Source organism: Streptomyces aurantiacus (assembly GCF_027107535.1).
Lineage (GTDB): Bacteria > Actinomycetota > Actinomycetes > Streptomycetales > Streptomycetaceae > Streptomyces.
The window spans coordinates 4,617,572-4,639,676 of the sequence record NZ_CP114283.1 but is presented as its reverse complement, the minus strand read 5'-3'; the positions used below and the strand labels follow the sequence as shown (position 1 = coordinate 4,639,676).

Sequence of the window (22,105 nt, the reverse complement as noted above, 5' to 3'; positions counted from 1 at the left end):
CGCGATCGGCTCCGCCAGCGCCCTCCCATGCTCCTGCTCGACACGGTGCGCACGTTCTCACCGCCCCACTCGCTCGTCGCCACCAAGGCGATCACCGGTGGGGAGGACTGCTACCGGCACCTGGCGGACGGAACCGGCATCGGCGGTTTCGCCTATCCGTCGGTGCTCCTGCTCGAATCGTTCGGCCAGGCCGTCTCCCTGCTGTGGTCGCTCGCCGGGCTCGGCCCGCCGGACGAGGTCCCGCTGATGGTCGGCATCCGCGACCTGCACTACGCCGCGCCGGCCGTGCCCGGCGATGTCCTGGAACACCATGTACAGCTCAGCCACCATTCCGGCGCGGTCGGTGAGTTCACCGGACAGACGCAGGCAGCCGGCCGGACGGTCCTCACCGTGGGCTCGATCCTCGTCGTCTCGCGCCCTTCCGCAAGCCTGCTCCCCACCCCACCGGCACCGCATCCAGTGAAGGACGGCAGATGAACGACACCGACCACCCGATCTCAACGGTCCGCGCGATCGTCGCGGAGATCCTGGCACTGGGTCCGCACGAGATCGACGACAGCGCGGACCTCTTCGACCACTACCTGGCCGACTCGCTCAACCTCATCGAGATCGTCGCGCGGGTGGAGAAGCAGTTCCAGGTGGTACTGCCCCTGGACGGGCTGCCGCAGGCGCGCTCCATCTCCGCCCTGTGCGGCCTGCTGACCGGGCAGAGGGCCTGATCACCTGGCCGCACCCGGCCCTTTCGCAGACCCAGGAGCCAGCCAGTGACGACCCCGACCAGCCAGGCGAGCGGACCCGGCGCGCTCACCGTGCGTGCCGTGCGCGGTGCCGCCCAGGTCGCCTCCGACGACCCCGCCCTCATCGAACAGGCCACCAGTGAACTCCTCGGCGAGATCCTGCGGCGCAACGGCCTGGGCGATGCGGACCTGATCAGCATCGTCTTCACCACCACCCACGACCTGCGCTCCGCCTTCCCGGCGGCCGCGGCCAGGAAGCTGGGCCTGACCGATGTACCGCTGTTGTGCACCGCCGAGATCGCGGTCCCGGGCTCCCTGCACCGCGTCATCCGGATTCTGGCGCATGTGCACAGCAGGCGGCCCCGCGACGCCATGCACCACGTCTATCTCGGCGGGGCGGCGGCGCTGCGCCCCGACCTGAGTGCCCCGACCCCGGGAACCGACTTCCCTCTGCCCCAAGGAGCCTGATCATGTCCGCGGCATCATCCGTTCGTGACCGCGATCTGCGGCCGCCGGCAGCCCTCGGCGTCGGCCCGGGCCGGCTCGTCGCTGAGGAACAGCAACCCGTGTGGGCCGACCCGCAGCGCGCGTCCGCCGTGCGGGCCGAACTCGCGGCCCGGCCGGGCCTGGTGGGCTGGGAGGAGGTGCAGATGCTGCGCATGCTGATGGCCGAGGCGGCCGGCGGCACCTACCAGATCATCCAGGCCGGGGACTGCGCGGAGGACCCCGCCGAGTGCGGAGGGCAGGCGGTGAACCGCAAGATCGGCCTGATCGACGCGCTGGCGGGCGTCATGAAGATCAACACCGGCCGGCCGGTCATCCGGATCGGCCGCATCGCCGGCCAGTTCGCCAAGCCCCGCAGCTCCCCCACCGAGGTCGTCGACGGGCGCGAACTGCCCGTCTACCGCGGCCATCTGGTCAACGGCCCCGCCGCCACCCTGGAGGAGCGCCGCGCCGACCCCGACCGCATGCTCGCCTGCTACGCGGCCGCGGACCGGGCCACCACCTTGCTGCGTCAGCGCACCGGTGCCTGGATGCCGCCGACCGGAGCGCCCGTGTGGACCAGCCATGAGGCGCTGGTCCTGGACTACGAACGGCCGCTGCTGCGCCGCGCGATGGGCGGCCAGAGCTACCTGTCCTCCACCCACCTGCCCTGGATCGGGGAACGGACCCGCCATCCGCAGGGCTCCCACGTCGGGCTGCTCGCCACGGTCGCCAACCCCGTGGCCTGCAAGGTCGGCCCCACCATGACACCCGCGGAGCTGACCGTGCTGTGCGCCCGGCTCGATCCGAACAGGGAGCCCGGCCGTCTCACACTGATCGCCCGGATGGGCGTCGCCCAGGTCGCCGCGCGCCTGCCGGCGCTGGTCACGGCCGTCCGCGAGGCCGGGCATCCGGTGTCCTGGCTGTGCGACCCGATGCACGGCAACACGACCAAGACCGCCACCGGCCTCAAGACCCGGTCGGTGCACACCGTCATCGAAGAGATCGTGGCCTTCCAGCAGGCCGTCGCCAAAGCCGGCGGCGTCGCGTCCGGCCTCCACCTCGAGACCACGCCGGACGACGTCACGGAATGCGTCTGGAGCACGTCCCAGTCCGCCGACGTCGGCCGGCACTACACCACGCTGTGCGACCCGCGGCTCAACCCCCGACAGGCCATCGCCGTGGCCGGCGCCTGGAGCGCCGTCTGACCGGTCGAGCCCGGAAGGTAACTTGTGATGTCCATCGCCTATTTGGGCCCGCCCGGCTCGTTCACCGAAGCAGCTCTGCACGGGCTCTACATCCCGCACCACAACGCGGTGCCCTATCCCACGGTCCGCCAGGCCCTCGACGCGGTGCGCCGCGCGGAGACCACCGCCGCTGTCATCCCCTGGGAGAACTCGGTCGAGGGTGCCGTCACGGAGTCCGTCGACGCGCTCGTCGCCGGACGCAACCTGTCCATCGTCGGCGAGACGCTGCTGCGTGTGGAGTTCGCGCTCGCCGTTCCCCCGGCCGGCACCCTCGGCTCCATCCGGCAGGTCCTGACGCATCCCATCGCGCACGCCCAGTGCCGCACCTGGCTCGACGACCACCTGCCGCGGGCCGATGTGGTCACCACGTCCTCCACCGCACACGCCGCCCGGGAGGTCGGCACCACCGGCGCACCCGGTCTCGCCGCCATCGCCGCCCCCAACACCCTCGAGCGCTACGGCCTCAAGATCGTCGCCTGCGACATCGGCGACCGGCAGGACGCGGTGACCCGCTTCGTCAAGGTCGCCCCGCCCACCGTCGGTTCCCTGCCCACCGGCGCCGACCGCACCAGCATGGTCGTGCCGCTGGCCGACAAGATGCAGCAGCTGCACGCCGTACTGGAGGAGTTCACCCGCGCCTGCGTGCCGCTGACAGCGGTGCTGTCCCGGCCCGGCGGCTCCCGCCTGGGCACCTACTTCTTCCTCCTCGAATGCGAGGGGCACGTGGACGACCCCGAGGTCGGCCTCGTCGTCGCCACCCTCGCCCGGCGCCACGCCGTCCACGTCCTGGGCAGCTACCCCCGTGCCGATCTCAGCCGGCTGGCACTGTCGACGTAGATCCGCGGTGTGTGCGCAGGCCGGTTCGGCGGTGTTCCTCAGCCGGTCTGACCGGGGGCTCCGGGCCGGCCGGCCCGGAGCCCCCGGTCAGACCGGCTCCATGAGCCGGGCCAGTGCGCGCTCCACGACGGCTGTCTGCATCTGCGGCGGCGCCTGCTCCTGTTCGAGCCTGCCGATCTCGATGGAGCTGTCGACCACGAACCGGCACCGCTGCTCATGCCGTGCGCTGAAGGCCCCGAACGCCGCGGGCACCGTGCCGTGCCGGGTGAGTTCCTCGGCCAGCACCAGGGCGTCCTCGACCGCGATCCCGGCGCCGGAGGCCAGCTGGGGCGTCGTGGGGTGGGCGGCGTCACCGATCAGGATGACGCGCCCGCGGTGCCACGGTCCGGGCAGCCTGAACGACTCCAGCGGGCGGAACGCGATCTCGGTGTCCGCGCGTATCGACTCCCGGAAGGTGCGCAGGTGTCCGCCGTAGGGCTTCAGCAGGGCGGCCAGGGCGCCCGGCAGCTCGTGCGGCGTACGGAGCCTGCGCGGCGTGCGCTCCACCGCGAACAGGTACATCGTCGTCGCCGAGACCGGTGTCCAGCCGACCTTGACCGGCCCGCCCAGGAAGTAGTGCCGGCGCTCGACGTCCGGCGGCCGCGGTACGAACATGCGCCACACGCTCTGGCCCGTGTACTGCGGTTGCGGTGCGTCGGGCAGGAGCTGACGGCGGGTGCGCGAGTAGATTCCGTCCGCTCCGACCACCAGGGTGTAGCGGCCCGTGGTGGTGTCGCTGAAGGTGACGTCGACGCCGGTGGCGTCCTGGGTGAACTGTGCGACGGACAGGCCGAAGCGCGGGCGGACACCGCCGGCGAGGACCTGCGCGGAGAGGATCGTGTAGAGCTCCGGCCGGCCTATCCCGCCGGAGCCGCCCACCTGGGCCTGGGCCGGCATCGGTGTGGGGATGTCCCGCAGGTGGGTGCCGTCGACCGCGCACACCCGGATGCCCTCGCCGACGTAGCCGCGCGCGGCGACCTCGTCGTACACCCCGAGCTGCCGCAGCGCCCGCAGCGTCGGGCCGGTGATCGTCAGACCCGCGCCGGTCACCGTCCAGCGGGGTTCGATGTCGATCAGGTCGACCGCGGCCCCGGTGCGCCGCAGGGTGATGGCGGCCGCCATGCCGGCGATCCCGGCACCGATGATCAGCACTCGTTCCGCCTGCTGCGACGTCATCGTGATCCTCCGGATCGTTCACGTGGGACGGCTCGGGTGCGGACCGGGGCCGGTGGACCGCGGGTCCGCGTGGGCAGACGCGGGAGGCGGGATCCTGGCGCAGCAGCGCGTCGGGGAGGGTGTCACTGATCTGGCCGGCGATCTTGCCGGGGTGCGCCCCGGTCACGGATTGCGGGGTGAACGGGCGGCGGGACATGTCCCTCAGCCGTGCTTCGTGGCGCTCAGGATGCCCTGCAGCGGGAGTGCGTCCGGCGGCAGCTGGGCCGGGTCCTGGGCTGTCTGCCTGGTGACGGTGAACCCCGCCTCTTCCAGCCAGCTCCGGAACGTCGACATCTTCTGGGGTCCGCCCTGGCCGGTGGCGCAGCCGAGGAAGAAGGACGGGTAGTAGTCGACGCTCCAGGAGTCCTTGATGTTCTCGGCGTAGATCGGCACCAGGAGATGCACCTGCCCGCCCGCCTTCAGCGACGTGTGGACGCGGCCCAGGATCCTGAGCACATCCTCCTTGTCGAACATGTTCAGGAAATGTTTGATCAGTACGACGTCGAACCCCTCGGGGACGCCCTGGAACACGTCTCCGCCGATGAACGCGGACTTGTCGTCCACGCCGTTCTCCCGGAAGTTGCGCAGGCATTCCTCCCGCTTGTCCGGCAGATCGAAGGTGGTCACCCGCAGTCCGGGCGAGTCCTTGAACTTGTGGGTGTGGATCGCGCCGAGGCCGGTGTGGCCCGCCAGGTCGAGCACCTGCGAGCCGGCCGGGATGTCGATGTGGTCGAAGAACCAGGGGTCGATCCGGTCGGTGACCGAGTCCATCAGCTTCGACCAGGGTTCGCGCAGGTCCGCGTGCAGGGCCATCGCGCCGTACAGGTCGCCGTCGAATCCGTAGAGTTCCTTCAGTCCCACGGGGGTGCCGGTGCGCACGCTGTCGGTGAGGTAGTAGAGCTGCCGCAGGGTGGTGGCCTTGATCTTGCCCATGAAGGCCAGGACCCGGTCGAGGTCGGTGTCGGCCACGTCGGCCAGTGCGTCGAGGCGGTACCCGCCGGAGGTCTCCTCGTGGGCGACGAAGCCCTCCTTGAGCGGCAGATACAGGAGCTGTTGCACGGCGTCCGGCCTGGCACCGACCACGTCGCCGAGCTCGGCCGCGGTCAGGCCGGGTTTCTCGCGGAGCGCGTCGATGATGCCGAGTTCGAAGCAGGACAGCAGGTTCATGAACCGTGCGGGTCCCACCATGTACTCGCGGAATCGGGCGAGCGTGGCTTGTGCGGTCATGGAGCAATCCCTTCGAGTCGTGCAGTGTCGGCGCCCTGTCGCGGCTGCGGTCCGGCAGCGCCGGCCAGGGGACGTGGTGGGGGCTGGCCGGCGGGCCGGCCCGGTACCCAGGCACGGCCGGCCGCCGCTGCGATCTGCAGACGCAGACGGTCCCGGCGCATGCGTCCCGTGGCCGCGTACAGTGCGTCCGCCACGAGGGCGTCGGTGAAGCAGAACCAGCCCAGTCGTTGCTCGTCCTCGGTGATCAGGCCTGCCGCGATGGCGTGGTCGAGGGCCGCGAGCGCCGTGTCGAGCCCGATCGACGCCGCATCGGCGACGACCTCGGCATCGAAGTGCCGGCCGGCGGCGGCGGCCACGGCCAGCAGCTCGGCGGCGGGCCGGCGCAGCCGTTCGACGCGGCGCAGGACCACCTCGCGGACCGGGGCCGGCACCGTGGGGGAAGTGTCCGGGCGCTGCCCGCACGCCAGCACTCTGATCATCTCGCGCAGGAGGAGCGGGTTGCCCTGGGAGCGGGCGCACAGTTCTTCGGCTGCCCGGCTGCTGACGTCGCGTCCGGTGAGGGCGCCGGCCAGGGCCCGGGTGTCCCGGGGGGTGAGCCCCGCCAGCTCCATCCGCGTCGGGTGCACGCCCGGCGCCGTCAGGGCCGGTGCCAGGGCCGGTGCCCCGTCCGGGCGGTGGGAGGCGATCACAAGGAGCCGGCTGGAGGCCATGGACCGGGTCAGGCGGGCCAGCATCCGCAGGGAGGCCGGGTCGGCGCGGTGCAGGTGGTCGAGCATCACCACCAGCGCTCCGCTCCTGGACAGGCCGGTCAGGTGGCGGGCGATCGCGTCGATGAGCCGGGGGCCGGCCGGCGGCTGCGGGCCGTTCGCCGGCCGCCGGGCGGCTGCGTTCAGCAGTTCGGTCACCGGGCGCGGCGGGGGGCGGTGGGGGAAGGCGGCATCGGCCGCCCGCAGTACCGGCTCCCACAGCGAGAGCGGCAGTACGGCGAGGTCCTCGGGGCAGGTGCCCCGAAGGACCGGCACACCGGAGCGCTCGGCGAACCGCCGCAGCAGGCTGGTCTTTCCGGCCCCCGGCTCCCCGGACACCGTCACCACCTGTCCCCGGCCGGCCTCCGCGGCGGCCAGGGCCTCGGTCAGCTGCCGGATCGCGGCTTCACGGCCGACGAAGACCTCCCCGGCGCCTCCGGCCGCCGGCGCTGTCGTGGCGGCCGACCGGAGCGGGAGCAAAGGCGCGGCCGCGGCGGCTGCGGGCTGTGTCCGGCAGGCCGCTGCCGGCCGCGCCGCAGGAACCGGCTCGGGCCGCGCCGCAGGGGCCGGTGCCGGCTGCGCCGCGGGGGCGGGTGCCGGCTGCCAGCCCAGAGCCGGGTCCTGGTGCAGGATCTGCTGCCTCATGTGCCGCAACCGCGGTGAGGGGTCGACCCCCAGTTCCTCGGACAGACGCCGCTGGATGCTCCGCAGCACTTCCAGGGCGTCGGCCTGCCGGCCTGCCCGGTACAAGGACAGGCTCAGCAGTTCGCAGCCGTACTCGCGCAAGGGGTGGGCCGTGAGGAAGGCGCTCAGTTCGGCGCCGGCCACTTCGTGGGCGCCCAGGGCCAGCAGCGCCGCGCACCGCATCTCGACGACGGACAGCCGCAGTTCCTCGAGCCGCGCCACCTCCGGCACGACGCACGGGACGTGGCCCGCCTCCGTGTAGGCCTGTCCTCGCCACAGCGTCAGCCCCGCGTCGAACGCGTGCAGCGCCCGGTGCGGGTCGTCACGGTCCCGCGCCTGCCGTCCCGCCTCGGCGTGGGCGACGAAGGTGTGCGCATCGACCTCGGCGGTGCCGGCGTCCAGCAGGTAGCCCTGGGCGCAGGTCCGCAGGATTCTCGCCGGTGTTCTCGGCGCCCGGCCCGGCTCCAGGACCTTGCGCAGTTTGGCCACGTACGCCTGCAGCGAGGTCATCGCCGAGGGGGGCGGGCTCCCCTGCCACAGTGCCTCCACGATGACGTCGGTCGTCACCGGCCGGCCGGCCTGGCTCACCAGCAGGGCCAGGAGGGTGCGCTGTTTGGGCGCCCCCACATCCACCGGCCGCCCGCAGACGATGGCTTCCACCGGGCCGAGGGCATGGAATTCCGTCATGGTGCGGCGATCGGTTTCGACCACCATTGTGTCCGCCATGACGAGCCCTTCCGGATAGCCGAATACCGACGTTAGGGATGCCGGTTCAAAACTCCCTTGAGCGGCCGTGGAATTGGGCTCGAATTCCGCTAACGGATCTGGTCCGCGCCGTGATTCAAATGCTCTACTGACGGAGGAGTGCTCAGCGCCGCAGCGGGCGCACGGATTGCGCCGCCGCATCTTCCGGCCGGCCGGCGCCCTTTGCCCTGCCGGCGAGTTGCTCGCGTCCGAAGTGATGACGAAGAGAGGCTGATCATGAAGGCAGTACGTTTCCACTCCTACGGCGACCCCGACGTCCTGGTCCACGAAGACGCGGACCGCCCCCGGGCCGGTGCGGGCCAGGTCGTGCTGCAGGTCGCCGGCGCGGCGTCGAACCCGGTCGACTCCTCGATCCGTGCGGGCTATGTCCGGGAGGTGTTCGCGCTGGCTCTGCCGCACGTGCCGTGCTACGACGTCGCCGGGGTCATCACCGAGGCCGGCGAGGGGGTGAGCGACTGGAGCGTGGGCGACGCGGTGGTGGCCTGGCTGCCGATCGCCGGGCCCGGCGCTGCCGCCGAGTACGCGGTGGCACCCGCCGAGACGCTGACGGCCGCTCCGCGCACGGTGGAACTGGCCGACGCCGCGGCGCTGCCGTCCGTCGCACTGACCGCCTGGCAGGCCCTGTTCGAGCACGCCGGCCTGCAGGCGGGCCAGAGCGTTCTCGTCAACGGCGCGGGCGGCGCGGTGGGCGGATACGCCGTGCAGCTCGCGGCTCAGGCCGGAGCGACGGTGACCGCGACCGCCGGCGCCGGCAGCGCTGACCGCATCCGGTCCTACGGCGCCCAGCGGATCATCGACTACACCGCCACCCCGCTCCAGGAGGCGGTGGCCGGTGAGCAGTTCGACCTGGTGCTCAACCTGGTGTTCCTCGGCCCGCAGGAGCTCGCGCGGCTGGTGGACCTGGTCGTCGACGGCGGCGCCTTCGCCAACACCATTCCCCCGGGCCTGACGCAGACCGGGCGCGGGGTACGGAACCTGCAGGTCTTCGGGCGCAGCGACGCCGGCCAACTCGCCGAGCTGGTCGCCCGGGTGGACGCCGGTGAGCTGAAGATCCATGTGGCGCAGCGCCGGCCGCTGGCGGAACTGCGCGCTGTGCAGGAGGAGTTCCTCGCCGGGAAGCTGACCGGCAAGACCGTCCTGATCCCCTGACCCGGCGGCTCGGCCAAGCGCCGCAGCCACAAACAAGGAGCATTGTGCCCATGTCTTCGACGTTGGAATCGGACGCTGTCGCAGCAACCCTGAACCGGCTGCTGGCAGCCGAGGACAAGCAGGACCTGGCGGCCGAATGGGCCGCGGCCGGCATAGATCTGACCGGTGAGTTCCCTGCCCGGATGAGCGCCGCCGACATGGCGGAACGCACCAAGGACATCATCATGTCCGTGTCCAGGAAGGGCGGGGAACTGCTCTACCTCCTCACCCGGGCGATCAAGGCACAGACCGTCGTCGAGTTCGGCACCTCCTTCGGGATCTCGACTCTGTATCTGGCCGCCGCGGTGCGCGACAACGGCGGCCGTCAGGTGATCACGACCGAGCTGCAGCAGGACAAGGCACGCGAGGCGACGAAGAACTTCGCCGCCGCCGGGCTCGGCGATCTCGTCGACCTGCGGGTCGGTGACGCGCGCCAGACGCTGCGGGACCTGCCCGGGCAGGTCGACCTGCTGCTCCTCGACGGGTGGCTCGACCTGCGGCTGCCGGTCCTGCGGGTCGTGGAGCCCCGCCTGCGGCCGGGCGCGCTGGTGGTGATCGACGACGTCGACCTCGACATCGGCCGCGGCGTCTACGAGGAGTTCCGCGACTACATCGGCGACCCGGCCAACGGGTATCTCTCCGTCACTGTCCCCGTCCACCAGGGAGTGCAGATCGCCCTCAAGACCGGCTGATCCGCGCAGGTCCGACGCGGCGGGCAGGCACGAGAGGAGAGCGAGCCGGCCGCGGCCACCGGATTTCCCCGGGTGGCCGCGGCCGGCTCACTCCCGTGCCGTGCTCGTGCTACTGCGACGCGGCGAGCACCGTCGTGATGCTGTCGTCGACGATGCGCTGGGCGCGCTCCCGGGACACCGCGCCGTCGATATGGGTGAAGTTCCACGACAGCCGGCCGTGGCTGGTGCTCACCGAGGAGCCGAAGTAGCCGACCACGGAGATCCCTCCCACGAACTGCGCCCCGGACAGCTGCCAGGTGCCGAGTCCGGCCGGGAACTCGAAGCGTCCGATGTTGGACACGAAGAAGTTGAAGGGCCCGTGCTCCTCGATGTACCGGATGAAGGGCTCGCTGTCGGCGACAGCGGCCGGCCCCTGGGCGGCGAGCAGGCTGAACACCCCGTACTGCTCGCCGAGTTCCTTGCGGGCGGCCAGGTCGTCGTTGATGAAGCGGGCCATCGACCACAGGTCCTCGGGCTGATAGCGCACCTCGCAGTGCAGCGCCGATACGAAGCAGCCGGCTTCGTCCTCGGACACCGGGCGCCGCAGCTCGTCCCGCAGGGCGACCGGGGAGCCGACCGCGAAGCGCGCCAAGGGCCGGGCTTCGGCGTCGCGGGCCACGGCACAGGCCAGCGCCGCGGCCAGCACACCGTGCAGGGTGGCTCCTTCCCGTTTGCAGGCGAGCGCGAGACCTTCCAGGACGTCGCTGCCGAGGGACCGGTGCAGCATCCGGGTCCGGCGCTGGGCGAAGGGCACGAAGCGCTCCGGCTCGAGCCGGCCCACCGCGTCCGCGTCCGCGGCCGCCGGGGGCTCTGCCCCGCCGGCCGCCCCGGAGCCCACCCCGCCGGCCGCCCCCGGGTTCGCCCCGGAGCCCGCCCCGGAGTCCGCCCCCGGGTTCGCCCCGGGGTTCGCCCCGTCGGCCGTCTGCGGGCCGGCCGGCGCATTCGCCCCCGGGCGGAAGCGCTCCGGGAAGAGGGCCTCGAACGGCTGCGGCAGGGGGCCGTGCGGCGCGGCTCTGCGGCCTGACGGGGGCGGCGCGGCCGCGAGCCGCACCCACTGGCGCAGCAGGGAGAGTGCGGTCGTCCCGTCCGCGATGCAGTGCGGGACGGTGAGGATGAGGTCGTGGGTCTGGTCCGGTGCGCTGATGAGGACGGCGCGGGCCAGCGGTCCCGACCGCCAGTCGATGGGGTCCGTCAGTTCCCGGCCGTCCACCTCGCGCGTCCAGTGCGCGTCGCCGGCGCCGGCCACGCGTACCTCGCGCAGCGGGATCGGCAGGTCCACCGGCACGAACCGGGGCCCGCCGCCGGGTGTGCGCGGCGGGTTTTGCGCTATGGCCGTGCGCAGGAGCGGATGGCGGTCCTGCAGCGCGCCCAGTGCGGTGCGCAGCACCGGTGCCGAGAGCTCCCCCTCGATGCGTACGCGGGCGCAGACGTTGAGCGTGGAGAGCTGGTCGATGATCCAGTACCAGCGCTCCCCCGGGCTCAGGGCGCGCGACGTGGCGGCGCGCCCGCCGGTGCCGTTCTCCGTCAGGGCGCTCGATGCGTTCATAGCGGACACTCCCCATCGCCATTCGCGGGTCCGGTGCCGTACCGGATGGTCGAGGGAGGCTAGCAATGCGTGATCGAGTGCCGGTCGAGTATTTCCGTGCCCTACCTCGTGCAGGTAATTGACCTGCGCATTATGGTCCGTTCCCAGTCGTTCCCAAGTGGGCTGTGTGGTCAGTTCTCAGTCGTTCTCAAGAGGATCGTGCTGCCATTCTCGAGCCGGACTCAAGTCAGCCTGAAGGAATGTCACCATGACCCTGACGACGCTCAGCCAGAATTCTTCCGCGCTCTTTTCCATCGACCCGTCGGGCACCGACCGCCATGGGGAGGCAGCGCGGATGCGCGCCCTGGGTCCGGTGGTCCGTGCCGTGCTGCCCGGTGGTGTGCGGATGTGGGTGGTCACCGATTACGCGCTGCTCGCCGAGCTGGCCGCCGACCCGAGGGTGGGGCGGGACTGGCGCAACTGGGAGGCGCTGCGCCGCGGGGAGATCCCCGACGACTGGCCGCTGCTCGGCATGATCCGCCTGAACAACATGATGGCCCGCGACGGTGCGGAGCACCGGCGGCTGCGCCGCCCGCTGACCCGCACCTTCACCCGGAGCCGGGTCGAGAGCATGGGGCCGCGGATCGACCGGATCGTGGCCGCCATGCTGGACGACCTGCCGCGCCGGGCCGCGGCGGACGGCACGGTCGATCTGCGGCGGCACTACGCCTACCCGTTCCCCATGCAGGTGATCTGCGAGCTCATCGGCATACCCGAGGCGTGGTGGTCACGCTTGCGTGAGCTCATCAGCACCGTCATCCGCGCCGACACGACCGCCGAGCAGTTCCGCGCCACCGGGCAGGAGCGGCACGAACTGTTCCAGCGGCTGTTCGCCATGCGCCGCGCCGAGCCCGCCGACGACCTGACCAGCGCGCTGCTCGCCCTCAACGAGGATGCCGACGACGCCTTCACCAGCGAGGAACTCGAGGACACCCTGTGGACACTGATCGGCGCGGGCCATGAGACCTCGATCAGTCTGATCGTCAACGCCACCCGGGCGCTGCTGACCCACCCCGAGCAGCTGGCGATGGTCCGCGAGGGCGGCCCCGCCCTCTGGAGCCAGGTCATCGAGGAGACCCTGCGCTGGGACTCCCCCGTGGGCAACTTCCCGGCCCGTTTCCCGACCGAGGACATCACGGTGGCCGGCGTCACCATTCCCCGGGGGGACGCCATCCTCGCTCCGTGGAGCGGTGTCAACCGTGATCCCAAGCAGTACGGCGAGAGCGCCGGCCGGTTCGACATCACGCGGCCGGTCAAGCGGCATCTGGCGTTCGGCACCGGACCGCACGTGTGCATCGGCCCGGGCCTGGCCCGGGCCGAGGCGATGGCCGCGCTGCCTGCGCTGTTCGCCCGCTATCCCGAACTGCGGCTCGCCGTGGACCCCTTGGAGCTGTCCCCGGTCCCCTCCCTGTTCTCCAACTCCGTCACCGGCCTGCCCGTGCACCTGGGCCCCCAGAAGCGCTGACGCCCCTCCCCCCGGGCGGGGCGGGGCCTGTCCTAGCCTTGCCCGGGGGCGGCCGGCGGGATGTTGTGGTTGAGCCGGAAGAGGTTCTGCGGGTCGTAGGCGGCCTTGATCTCGGTGAGGCGCCGGTAGTCCTCGGGCTCGTACGCGGAGCGCACGTGCTGGGCGTCCCGCTCGCCGTTGAGGAAGGTCAGGGCCCGGCCTCCGGTGCTCCAGGGCCCGATGGCCGTGAGAAGACGCTCGTGCGCGGGCCGGATGTCGGTGATGGGGGCGCGCTCCAGCCGCGAGACCACGCTCAGCAGGTAGTGCGCGTCGCGGTTGCCGACCGCGTTCGGGACGTCGGCCGGGCGCGCGAGCCGTCCGCCCAGGTGCCGCAGTTCGACGACGTGGGGCACCGGCGTGTGCGGTCCCATGTGGTCCAGCAGGGCCCCCACCGCGCCGGCGTCGAGTGCGCCCAGCATGGCGGTGCCGGACTCGAAGGTGCCCGCCGCGGTCGGGTCGTTGTGGACGGTGCCGACCTCGGCGCAGGACAGTTCACGGACGGTGTCGTTGAAGGGGTTCAGCGCCCGCAGCGGCGCCACCAGATCCTTGCCGGCGCCGAGGTCGTCCGCCGCGTAGGCGATGCGCACGTGCAGGACGTGCCGGCCGCGCAGCGGCGGCGGCAGCACCGGCAGGTCGGGGAAGGAGATCACCGCGACGGAGGAGGTCATCTCGTCCGGCATGCCGGCCGACCACTGCACATACCTCTCGAGGACCTCGCGGGCCGACGCGAAGTCGAAGAACAGTCCCCCGCCGTAGAGCGCCGGAACCGGCATGAGGTCGATCTCGAGGCCGGTGACCACGCCGAAGTTGTCCCGGCCGCCGCGCAGCGCCCAGAACAGGTCGGGCTCCGACGTCGCGGTGACGTGCCGCAGCCGGCCGTCCGCCGTGACGACATCGATGCTCCGCACCCGGTCGGCGGCGTACCCGTAGCGCCTCGACAGCAGTCCCAGGCCGCCGCCCAGGGTGTACGACACCACGCCGACCGACGGGGCCGAGCCCGCCAGCGGGGCCAGCCCGGCCGGCGCCGCCTCGTGGATCACCCGGTCCCAGCTCACCCCGGCGGCGACCCACGCGGTGCCCGCCCCGGCGTCCACCCGCACGCCGGTCATCCGGGAGGTGTTGATGAGCACGCCGCCCTCGCCGGCGACGGCCCCCAGCGCATGGCCGGTGCCCTGGACCGCCACCGCGAGGCCGTGCCGGCCGGCGAACTCCACCGCCGCCTGCACATCGGCGGGACCGGTCGCACCCACCAGCAGCGAGGGCCGGTGCGAGCGCGCGGTCTGCGCCCCGGCCCGTTCCGCGTCGTACCTCTCGTCCCGGGGCGTCAGCACCGGCCCCCGCACCCGCCGGCCTAAGGCTTCGAGCGCCTCGGCGCCGAAACCCGCATCCTGCGCGCCCTGCGCGTCCTGCGCGGTCTGGGTGTTGCGGGTGACCTGGGTGTTCTCCTGGCCCGAACTGCTCATGACTGTTCCCTTCCTGACCGGTGTCGCATCGTGTCTCGCGGCCGGGTCGCCGGCCCCGCTAGAGTTAGTCAAGCAACCGTACTACTTTTTAGTCAAGCACCCTGACGACATTGGCTGTGCCAGAAAGGTGGCCCGAGATGACCACACCATCCGGGGAGCCGGGCGAGCGCCGGGTTCCGCTGCCCACCCTGCTCACGCAGGCCAAGGACCTCACCGTCGAGCAGCTCCACCGGCGCCTCGACGAGGAGGGGTTCGAAGGGATCAGGTTCCGGCACGGCTCCGTCTTCCGGTTCGTGGGCCCCGAGGGCTCACGGCTGACCGCGCTCGCCGAACGCTCCGGGTTCAGCAAGCAGGCGATCGGTGAAGTGGTCGACGAACTCGAGCGGCTGGGCTATGTCGAGCGGACAGCGGACCCGGGCGACCGCCGGGCGAAGATCATCCGGCTGACGGAACGGGGAGCGCAGGGCCAGCTGGCCGGCGCCCGGATTCTCGGGGACATCGAACGGATGTGGGCCCATTACCTCGGACAGGACCAGATCGCCCTGCTGCGGCGGGCATTGGAAGAGATTATCGCGCGCCAGGACGAATAGCCACCCGCACATGACACTTCCCTCTCCGGCACCAAAGGAACCCGAGTCCGCTCCAAGTGCCCCTCAAGCGCGGTGCGTCAGAGTATCGAGGTGTCGAACTCCCAGCCGACTCCTCAGAAGGTGGACTTCACGGATATGCCAACGCTATGCAAACCGGCGGTGGATGTGCCGGAATACGTCATCACCCTTGAAGAAACCCTGAAGTTCGCCGAGAAAACCCACGCCGGGAAGCCGCAGCTGCCGCTGGCACTCAGGCTGATCCAGAACACCGGTGTGAAGAAACGGCACATCGTCCAGCCGATCGAGAAGACGCTCCGCCATCCCGGCCTCGAGGAACGCAACCGGATATTCGAGGCCGAATCCAAGAAGAGATGCCCGCCAGTCATCGAACGGGCCCTGGCGAACGCCCGGCTGACCGCCCGGGACATCGACGCGATCATCTTCGTGTCCTGCACCGGGTTCCTGATGCCGTCGATGACGGCATGGCTGATCAACAACATGGGGTTCCGCACCGACACCCGGCAGATACCCATCGCCCAGCTGGGCTGCGCCGCCGGCGGCGCCGCGGTCAACCGGGCCCACGACTTCTGCACCGCCTACCCGCAGAGCAACGTGCTGATCGTCTCCTGCGAACTGTGCTCACTGTGCTACCAGCCCGGCGACGACAACATCGGCTCCCTGCTGTCCGACGGGCTGTTCGGCGACGCGGTCGCGGCCGCCGTGGTGCGCGGCAGCGGCGGCACCGGCGTGCGGCTGGAGCGCAACGCCTCGTACATCATCCCCCACACCGAGGACTGGATCTCCTACGCCGTGCGGTCCACCGGCTTCCACTTCCAGCTGGACCGCCGGGTGCCCGGCACCATGGAGCCGCTCGCACCGGTCCTGCGGGACCTCGCGATGAGCCACGGCTGGGACATCGGCGCCCTGGACTTCTACATCATCCACGCCGGCGGCCCGCGCATCCTCGCCGACCTGAGCACCTTCCTGGGCGTCGACCTCCACATGTTCCGGCACAGCTGGGCGACGCTCACCGAATACGGGAACATCGCCAGCGCCGTCGTCTTCGACGCGCTGCGCAGGCAGTTCGAGGAAGACACGATGACCGAGCACGCCACCGGAGTGATCGCGGGTTTCGGCCCCGGCATCACCGCCGAGATGGCCGTCGGCAGCTGGCGCACCGAAGCGCCCGCGATCACCGCGGACCTGCGCCGGCAGGCCGTGCCGGCAACCCTGTGAGGAGAAGAACACGATGACGGGCACCCTGCCTTCCCCCCACCGGATCCTGGAGATCGCCAGCGGCTACTGGGCCACCGGCCTCCTCGGCGTGGCCACCGGGCACGCGCTGTTCACCCTCATCCACGGCGGCCTGGACCGTGCCGGCCCGCTGGCCGAGAAGACCGGCCTGGCCGAACGCGGCATGCAGACCCTCCTCGACGGGCTCGTCGGCCTGGGACTGCTCACCACAAGCGACGGCACCTACCGCAACACCCCCGAAGCCGCGCTGTACCTGGTCCACGGACAGCCCACCGACATCAGCGGCTTCGCCCAGCTCAAACTCGCCGAAATGGACAAACTCGCAGGCCGCCTCGGCGTGTTCGCCGCCGGAGGCCCGCAGACCGCCCCGATGGTGGAGGTCGCCGACAACCCCCACTGGGAAAACGTCGTCACCGCCATCGCCGGCCTGTCGGTCACCGCCGCACACACCGCCGCCGGCCTCCTGGACCTGGCCGGACGCACCCACCTCTCGATCCTCGACGTGGGCGGCGGATCAGGCATCTTCTCCTCCCTGTGGCTGCGCCTCAACCCCGCCGCCCGCGCCACACAGCTCGACTGGCAGCCCATCAACGCCATCGCCCGCCGCCTGCTCGCCCAGCACGGCCTCACCGACCGGTTCACGAGCCTGGACGGTGACTTCCACACCGTCCCGCTCGACACCGCCGCCTACGACGTGGCCGTCTACTCCCACGTCGCCCACCAGGAAGGACCCCAAGACAACACAGCCGTCTTCACCAAACTCCGCAACGCCCTCACCCCCGGCGGCACCCTCGTCGTATGCGACTACATCGTCGAGGACGACCGCAGCGGCCCCGCCTTCCCCCTCCTGTTCGCCTCGGAAATGCTCCTCAAAAGCAACAACGGCGGAACATGGCGCCGCGCCGACTACACCGCCTGGCTGACCGAAGCCGGCTTCGAAACCATCTCCTTCCACCCCACCCCCTCCCCCGCCACACTCGTCATCGCCCGCTGACCACCCCCCGAAGAACCAGACCACCCAACCCACCACCACCGCCCAACCCGCCACAGCAACCCGGCCACCGCCCAGCCCGCCGCCGCCGCGGGTGCCGCGGGTGCCGCCGTCACCGGCCGCCGCGAACCCCGCCACCACCACCGCGCTCCCCCACACCCCCACAGCGACAGCGACGGCGCCCTTTCCGAGACGGTGGCACCGGCGCCCTCTCGAAACGCTCCTGCGCCCCCGCCACCGCCGCCCTCCCCTGATGCACCCGGACCCCCTGCCGGCGAGAACCCCACCCCCGCGGCGCCCCTGCCTGCGGGAACCCCACTCCCGGGCGCCCGGCCGGCGCGTGAGGACCCTCCCGCAGAGCACCCGGGCAACGCGGCGCTCAAGCCCGGGCACGGCCCTCCCGGCACGGCCACACCAGGACACCCGCACCCGCACCCGCACCCGCACCCGACGGTGCGTCAGCACCCGCCCGCCGGTGCGCCCGCACCCGCCGGTGCGTCAGCACCCGCCGGTGCGTCAGCACCCGTACCCGTGCCCGGCGGTGCGCCCGCATCCGCCGCACCCGCGCCCGTACCCGCCGGTGCGTCAGCACCCGTACCCGTGCCCTGCGGTGCGCCCGTGTCAGCGACGGCAGGACACCATGCGGAGCCATCGACGCCGCCCGCCCGGCCGTGCCCTACCGGCCGGGCGGGCGGGAAAGGCCCCTTTTCGCCAACGGGGGGAAACAGCCGGCCCGTTTTCCGGTGAACGGGAAACATGCCGGCCGCAATCCGCAGCCGTCAGCGACGGCGGACCTTCCCGGCCGACCAACTGCGTCAAAGATGAACACCGCCCGCGCAACACCTCCCCCCAAAAAAGAAGAAAAAAGGGAGGGCGGGGCCGGCGGGCATGAGACGCGTCCCGCACCGGGCGGACAGCACACCACACAGCCCGAAGAGAACCTGTGGCTCGATCTCCACCCCACCCGATGGCTTTATCGTCCCTGCCCGTTCGAGGGTCACTTGAGGATCGCTCAACTGCCCTGCCAAAAGGCCGGATCCGGGTTGCAGGCCGCCGGGCATCCGGGTTGGATCAGCGGTATGTCCTTGCGCCCCGCTCTGCTGTCCTTGCGCATCACCGCGGCATTCCAGTCGATTCTGATGCTCGTTCAGGTCGCCCTGGCCGGAGGCTTTCTCGGCGGCCATTTCGACATGCTGGCGATGCACGGAACACTCGGCCGTGTCATCACAGTGGCCGCCCTCCTGATGGCCGTCGCCGCGTTCTTCGTGCGCCGCCGCGGCGGACCCGCCGCGGTGTTCCCCGCCTCGGTCGTCGTGCTGCTGGCACTCGTGGCCCAGATCGCCCTCGGACTCGCCCGCAGCGTCGCCCTGCACGTCCTGCTCGGCGTCATCCTCGTCTCCGCCGTCGCGGTGCTCTCCCACCGCGTGATGACCACCCCCCTGCCCGCCCGGGCCCCGGCCGCCGTCCGCACCCCGGACCAGACCCCCCAGCCGGAGCCGGCCACATGAGGCGGCGCACCCTGCTGGGCGCCGGCGGGGCGATGCTCGGCGCCGGCGCCCTGACCGCGGCCGGCTGGCCGGCACTGAGCCGCTACGCACGCGAGGGCCGCCCCGGCACCGTGCTCCCCAGCCAGACCGAACTGCCGGCCCCCTTCCGCACCCCCCTGCCGATCCCCCGCGTGCTGGCCCCCACATCGACCAGCGGCACCACAGACCACTACGACATCACCCAGCAACACACCGAACTGGAGATCCTGCCCGGACTGCGCACCCCGGCATGGACCTACGCAGGCACCTTCCCCGGACCGACCATCGTCTCCCGCTCGGGACGCCGCACCGTCGTACGCCACCGCAACGAACTCGACCGCCCCGCCGTGGTCCACCTGCACGGCGGCCACACCCCGGCAGCCAGCGACGGCTACCCCACCTCCCTGATCCTGCCCGCCGACGGCTCCTACGACGCCCACCGCGTCCACCAGGACATGAACGGCGGACCCCACGGCTCATCCATGGGCCACCACCCCATGGACCTCACCGAAGGAACCCGCACCTACACCTACCCCCTCGACCAGCGCGCCGCGACCCTCTGGTACCACGACCACCGCATGAGCTACACCGGCACCGCCGTCTGGATGGGACTCGCCGGATTCCACCTCATCCACGACGACGAAGAAGAACAACTGGAACTGCCCCGCGGCGACCGGGACATCCCCCTCATGATCACAGACCGCTCGTTCGCCGCCGACGGATCATTCCGCTACCCCGCCCTGGACCCCCAGCTGCACACCCCAGGCGTCACCGACACCTACATGAACGGCGTCCTGGGCGACGTCATCCTCGTCAACGGCGCCCCCTGGCCCGTGCACCACACCCAACGGCTGCGCTACCGGCTACGCCTCCTCAACGCCTCCAACGCCCGCCTGTACACACTGCAACTCGACCCCCAGCCCCCAGGCGGCGGCGGCCTCCTCCAGATCGGCAGCGACGGCGGACTCCTCAACACCCCCCGCCCCCACGACACCCTGGACATCGCCCCCGGCGAACGCTTCGACATCATCATCGACTTCTCCCGCTACCGCCCCGGCACCCAAGTACGCCTCCTCAACCGCAACGCAGACGGCCCCACAGCCCAGATCATGCGCTTCGACACCGGCTCCGGCTCCCCCCACGACGACACCAGAGTCCCCCACCGACTCAGCGACATACCCCGCCTCGACCCAAGCCGGGCCACCATCACCCGCGACTTCCACTTCCGCGGCTCCACCACAGGCTGGACCATCAACGGCAAAGAATACAAACCAGGACACACACTGGCCCGCCCCCAACTCGGCCAAATAGAAATCTGGCGGTTCACCACCAACTTCCACCACCCCATCCACCTCCACCTCAACCACTTCCAGGTCCTGACCCGCAACAACCACACCCCCGGAACCTTCGACCACGGCTGGAAAGACACCATCAACCTCCACCCCGCCGAAGCCGTCGAAATAACCACCCACTTCACCCACTACCCCGGCACCTACATGATCCACTGCCACAACCTCGAACACGAAGACATGGCCATGATGGCCGACTTCACCACCCACTAACCCCACCCACCCCCACCACCCCCACACACACCCAGACAAGCCCAGGAAACCCTGAGCGATGCCGTCAAGACGAGGCCCGCTCCGGGGCGGGCCTCTTCAGCCGCGGATGTCGCGGTACAGCGGCGCAACCGCACCTCAGTCCCCCACCCCGGCCCTGTCCATGGCCTCCGCCAGAGAGCGCAGGGTCGCAATACCCTCTTCGACATGTTCCGGGAAGACCATGGCCAAGAGGACGGTCACCCCGGCTCCGGCATATACCTGGAACCGGTCCGCAATACACCCAGGAGAACCCAGCAAAGCCGTGCGACCGAGGAACCCCTAAGGCACAGCCCCGGCAGCCGCACACACCCGCACGCAACCCCCCGTCCCCATACAGCCTTCGGACCCGAGGGTGGCGATCCCCTCGCTTGAGCGGCTGGTGGACGTCGTTGGCCTGGCCCGTTCGCGCCGGATCAGCCGGAGTGATCACATCGGCACCTACTTCTACAAGGTCCACGGGGCAGGGTGCCTCTTCGTCGGCGACAACGGCACTGAGGTCGATTTGGACTTCGCAGCCGACGGGAGTGAGGTCTTCGACCTCTGGCGGCTGCGCGGGTACGGGCTGAGCCTGCCGGAGCCTCTTGACGTCACGGATCAGGACCTGCGGTCCGCAGTGCAGTCGCTGCAACCGCTTCTGACCGAGGTGCGGCCGGGGTGGTACAGCGTAGCCAACTGATCGTTTCAGGATGAGGTTCGTAGGCGGCGGAGACATATGAGGCTGCAGGCCAGTTCGAGCAGGCCCTGGTGGAGATCGGCGCGTCGCTCGTAGCGGGTGCGGAGTCGTTTGAACTGGTGCAGCCAGGCGAAGGCGCGCTCGACCACCCAGCGCACCTTGCCCAGTCCGGAGCCGTGGACGACGCCGCGCCGGGCGATCAGGGGTTTGATGCCGCGCTGGCGCAGCAGGCGGCGGTACTTGTCGAAGTCATAGCCCCGGTCGGCGTACAGACGCCGGGGTTTGCGGCGGGGCGTCCCCGAAGTCCCTGAACCGGTGGGATGGCGTCCAGCAGGGGCAGGAGCTGGGTGACGTCGTGCCGGTTGCCGCCGGTGAGCGTGGCGGCGAGCGGGGTTCCGTGACGGTCGACGACCAGGTGGTGCTTCGAGCCGGGGCGGGCACGGTCGACGGGTGAAGGGCCGGTGTGATCCCCCCTTTGAGGGCCCGGACGTGCGACCCGTCGACGGAGCAGTCATCCAGGTCCAGCAGGCCGGCGCGGCGAAGCTCGGTCAGCAGGACAGCGTGCAAACGCGGCCACACACCCGCCTCGGTCCAGTCCCGCAGCCGGCGCCAGGCCGTCACCCCGGAGCAGCCCACCCTCTCCGCGGGGACATCACGCCATGCGACACCCGTCCGCAGCACGTACATCACGCCGGCGAGTGCCACTCGGTCGGGAACGCGCAACCGTCCCGGATGCCGACGGCGGCGCTCGGGAGCAGGCGGCAGCAGCGGGGCCACCCGCTCCCACAGGTCGTCAGGAACAAGATCGGCACGCATCCCCGACACCATGCCCACCAAGATCGTCGGGCACACGACCCGCAGCTCGACTCATTCTGAAATGATCAGTAAAAGAGTGTTTGTCCCGGTGGGTGTGTTTGGTGATACTTCAGTGGTGCGTCGGTCTGGGACTGCTGGAGCCCTGGCGCATCATGGGGTGTATGTGGCGAAGGGTGTCATCGGGCGGGCCGTTTCAGGCAGTT

Annotated in this window: 19 protein-coding genes and 1 pseudogene; 14 read left to right on the top strand and 6 right to left on the bottom strand. The window is 71.1% G+C overall.

The features are described 5' to 3' along the window. Positions 1-27 precede the first annotated feature (27 nt). From O1Q96_RS22495 to pheA, 5 genes are read left to right on the top strand one after another with little or no spacing between them, the layout of a single operon-like run. Positions 28-477: a 3-hydroxyacyl-ACP dehydratase FabZ family protein gene (locus O1Q96_RS22495; protein WP_269249913.1), complete on the top strand. Its 450-nt coding sequence runs from the start codon at positions 28-30 to the stop codon at positions 475-477. Continuing rightward, positions 474-719 (top strand): acyl carrier protein, encoded by a 246-nt coding sequence (locus tag O1Q96_RS22490; protein ID WP_269249912.1) that lies wholly within the window; start codon positions 474-476, stop codon positions 717-719. Before O1Q96_RS22495 ends, O1Q96_RS22490 begins: the two co-directional genes overlap by 4 nt. A 45-nt stretch (positions 720-764) precedes the next feature. Then, complete coding sequence (aroH, locus tag O1Q96_RS22485) at positions 765-1,205, top strand: chorismate mutase (protein ID WP_269249911.1); 441 nt, start codon at positions 765-767, stop codon at positions 1,203-1,205. Between the two features lie 2 nt (positions 1,206-1,207). Beyond that, positions 1,208-2,428 (top strand): 3-deoxy-7-phosphoheptulonate synthase, encoded by a 1,221-nt coding sequence (locus O1Q96_RS22480; RefSeq protein WP_269249910.1) that lies wholly within the window; start codon positions 1,208-1,210, stop codon positions 2,426-2,428. 27 nt (positions 2,429-2,455) lie between these two features. Further along, entirely contained in the window at positions 2,456-3,304 is an 849-nt protein-coding gene (gene pheA / locus O1Q96_RS22475) for a prephenate dehydratase (protein ID WP_269249909.1), read from the top strand. Positions 3,305-3,391: 87 nt separating this feature from the next. Here the strand turns inward: pheA and O1Q96_RS22470 are convergent, their stop codons facing one another. The 3 genes from O1Q96_RS22470 to O1Q96_RS22460 all read right to left on the bottom strand — a co-directional run bounded on the left by O1Q96_RS22470 (position 3,392) and on the right by O1Q96_RS22460 (position 7,902). Next, a complete protein-coding gene (locus tag O1Q96_RS22470; protein WP_269249908.1) occupies positions 3,392-4,519 on the bottom strand; it encodes an FAD-dependent monooxygenase in 1,128 nt (375 codons plus the stop codon). A gap of 201 nt (positions 4,520-4,720) precedes the next feature. Beyond that, positions 4,721-5,785: a methyltransferase gene (locus O1Q96_RS22465; RefSeq protein WP_269249907.1), complete on the bottom strand. Its 1,065-nt coding sequence runs from the start codon at positions 5,783-5,785 to the stop codon at positions 4,721-4,723. After that, complete coding sequence (locus O1Q96_RS22460; protein WP_269249906.1) at positions 5,782-7,902, bottom strand: ATP-binding protein; 2,121 nt, start codon at positions 7,900-7,902, stop codon at positions 5,782-5,784. The genes O1Q96_RS22465 and O1Q96_RS22460 overlap by 4 nt, the downstream gene beginning before the upstream one ends. A gap of 294 nt (positions 7,903-8,196) precedes the next feature. Here O1Q96_RS22460 and O1Q96_RS22455 point away from each other — a divergent pair, with 294 nt between their 5' ends. Further along, positions 8,197-9,129 (top strand): NADP-dependent oxidoreductase, encoded by a 933-nt coding sequence (locus O1Q96_RS22455; RefSeq protein WP_269249905.1) that lies wholly within the window; start codon positions 8,197-8,199, stop codon positions 9,127-9,129. 50 nt (positions 9,130-9,179) lie between these two features. Then, complete coding sequence (locus O1Q96_RS22450; protein ID WP_269249904.1) at positions 9,180-9,860, top strand: O-methyltransferase; 681 nt, start codon at positions 9,180-9,182, stop codon at positions 9,858-9,860. Positions 9,861-9,969: 109 nt separating this feature from the next. On the opposite strand, the gene O1Q96_RS22445 is transcribed toward O1Q96_RS22450, so the two are convergent. Continuing rightward, positions 9,970-11,445: a condensation domain-containing protein gene (locus O1Q96_RS22445; RefSeq protein WP_269249903.1), complete on the bottom strand. Its 1,476-nt coding sequence runs from the start codon at positions 11,443-11,445 to the stop codon at positions 9,970-9,972. A 247-nt stretch (positions 11,446-11,692) separates the two neighbouring features. On the opposite strand from O1Q96_RS22445, the gene O1Q96_RS22440 reads away from it, so the two are divergent. Then, entirely contained in the window at positions 11,693-12,949 is a 1,257-nt protein-coding gene (locus O1Q96_RS22440; protein WP_269249902.1) for a cytochrome P450 family protein, read from the top strand. Between the two features lie 32 nt (positions 12,950-12,981). Here O1Q96_RS22440 and O1Q96_RS22435 read toward each other — a convergent pair whose 3' ends face one another. Continuing rightward, positions 12,982-14,451: an FAD-binding oxidoreductase gene (locus O1Q96_RS22435; RefSeq protein WP_269249901.1), complete on the bottom strand. Its 1,470-nt coding sequence runs from the start codon at positions 14,449-14,451 to the stop codon at positions 12,982-12,984. 137 nt (positions 14,452-14,588) lie between these two features. On the opposite strand from O1Q96_RS22435, the gene O1Q96_RS22430 reads away from it, so the two are divergent. From O1Q96_RS22430 to O1Q96_RS22405, 6 genes are all read left to right on the top strand, one after another. Next, positions 14,589-15,041, top strand: coding sequence for a MarR family winged helix-turn-helix transcriptional regulator (locus O1Q96_RS22430; RefSeq protein WP_269249900.1), 453 nt, complete (start codon positions 14,589-14,591; stop codon positions 15,039-15,041). Between the two features lie 135 nt (positions 15,042-15,176). Next, the gene (locus O1Q96_RS22425; RefSeq protein WP_269249899.1) at positions 15,177-16,277 is read left to right on the top strand and encodes a type III polyketide synthase; all 1,101 of its coding nucleotides are present in this window, start codon (positions 15,177-15,179) and stop codon (positions 16,275-16,277) included. A gap of 13 nt (positions 16,278-16,290) precedes the next feature. After that, positions 16,291-17,289 (top strand): class I SAM-dependent methyltransferase, encoded by a 999-nt coding sequence (locus O1Q96_RS22420; protein WP_269249898.1) that lies wholly within the window; start codon positions 16,291-16,293, stop codon positions 17,287-17,289. A 1,076-nt stretch (positions 17,290-18,365) separates the two neighbouring features. Beyond that, positions 18,366-18,794: a hypothetical protein gene (locus O1Q96_RS22415; protein ID WP_269249897.1), complete on the top strand. Its 429-nt coding sequence runs from the start codon at positions 18,366-18,368 to the stop codon at positions 18,792-18,794. Then, on the top strand, positions 18,791-20,374 hold the full coding sequence (locus O1Q96_RS22410) for a multicopper oxidase family protein (protein WP_269249896.1): 1,584 nt from the start codon (positions 18,791-18,793) through the stop codon (positions 20,372-20,374). Before O1Q96_RS22415 ends, O1Q96_RS22410 begins: the two co-directional genes overlap by 4 nt. A 391-nt stretch (positions 20,375-20,765) precedes the next feature. Then, positions 20,766-21,089 (top strand): DUF6896 domain-containing protein, encoded by a 324-nt coding sequence (locus O1Q96_RS22405; protein ID WP_269249895.1) that lies wholly within the window; start codon positions 20,766-20,768, stop codon positions 21,087-21,089. 5 nt (positions 21,090-21,094) lie between these two features. On the opposite strand, the pseudogene O1Q96_RS22400 reads toward O1Q96_RS22405, so the two are convergent. After that, a pseudogene (locus O1Q96_RS22400) lies at positions 21,095-21,902 on the bottom strand (IS5 family transposase). Positions 21,903-22,105: the final 203 nt, after the last annotated feature.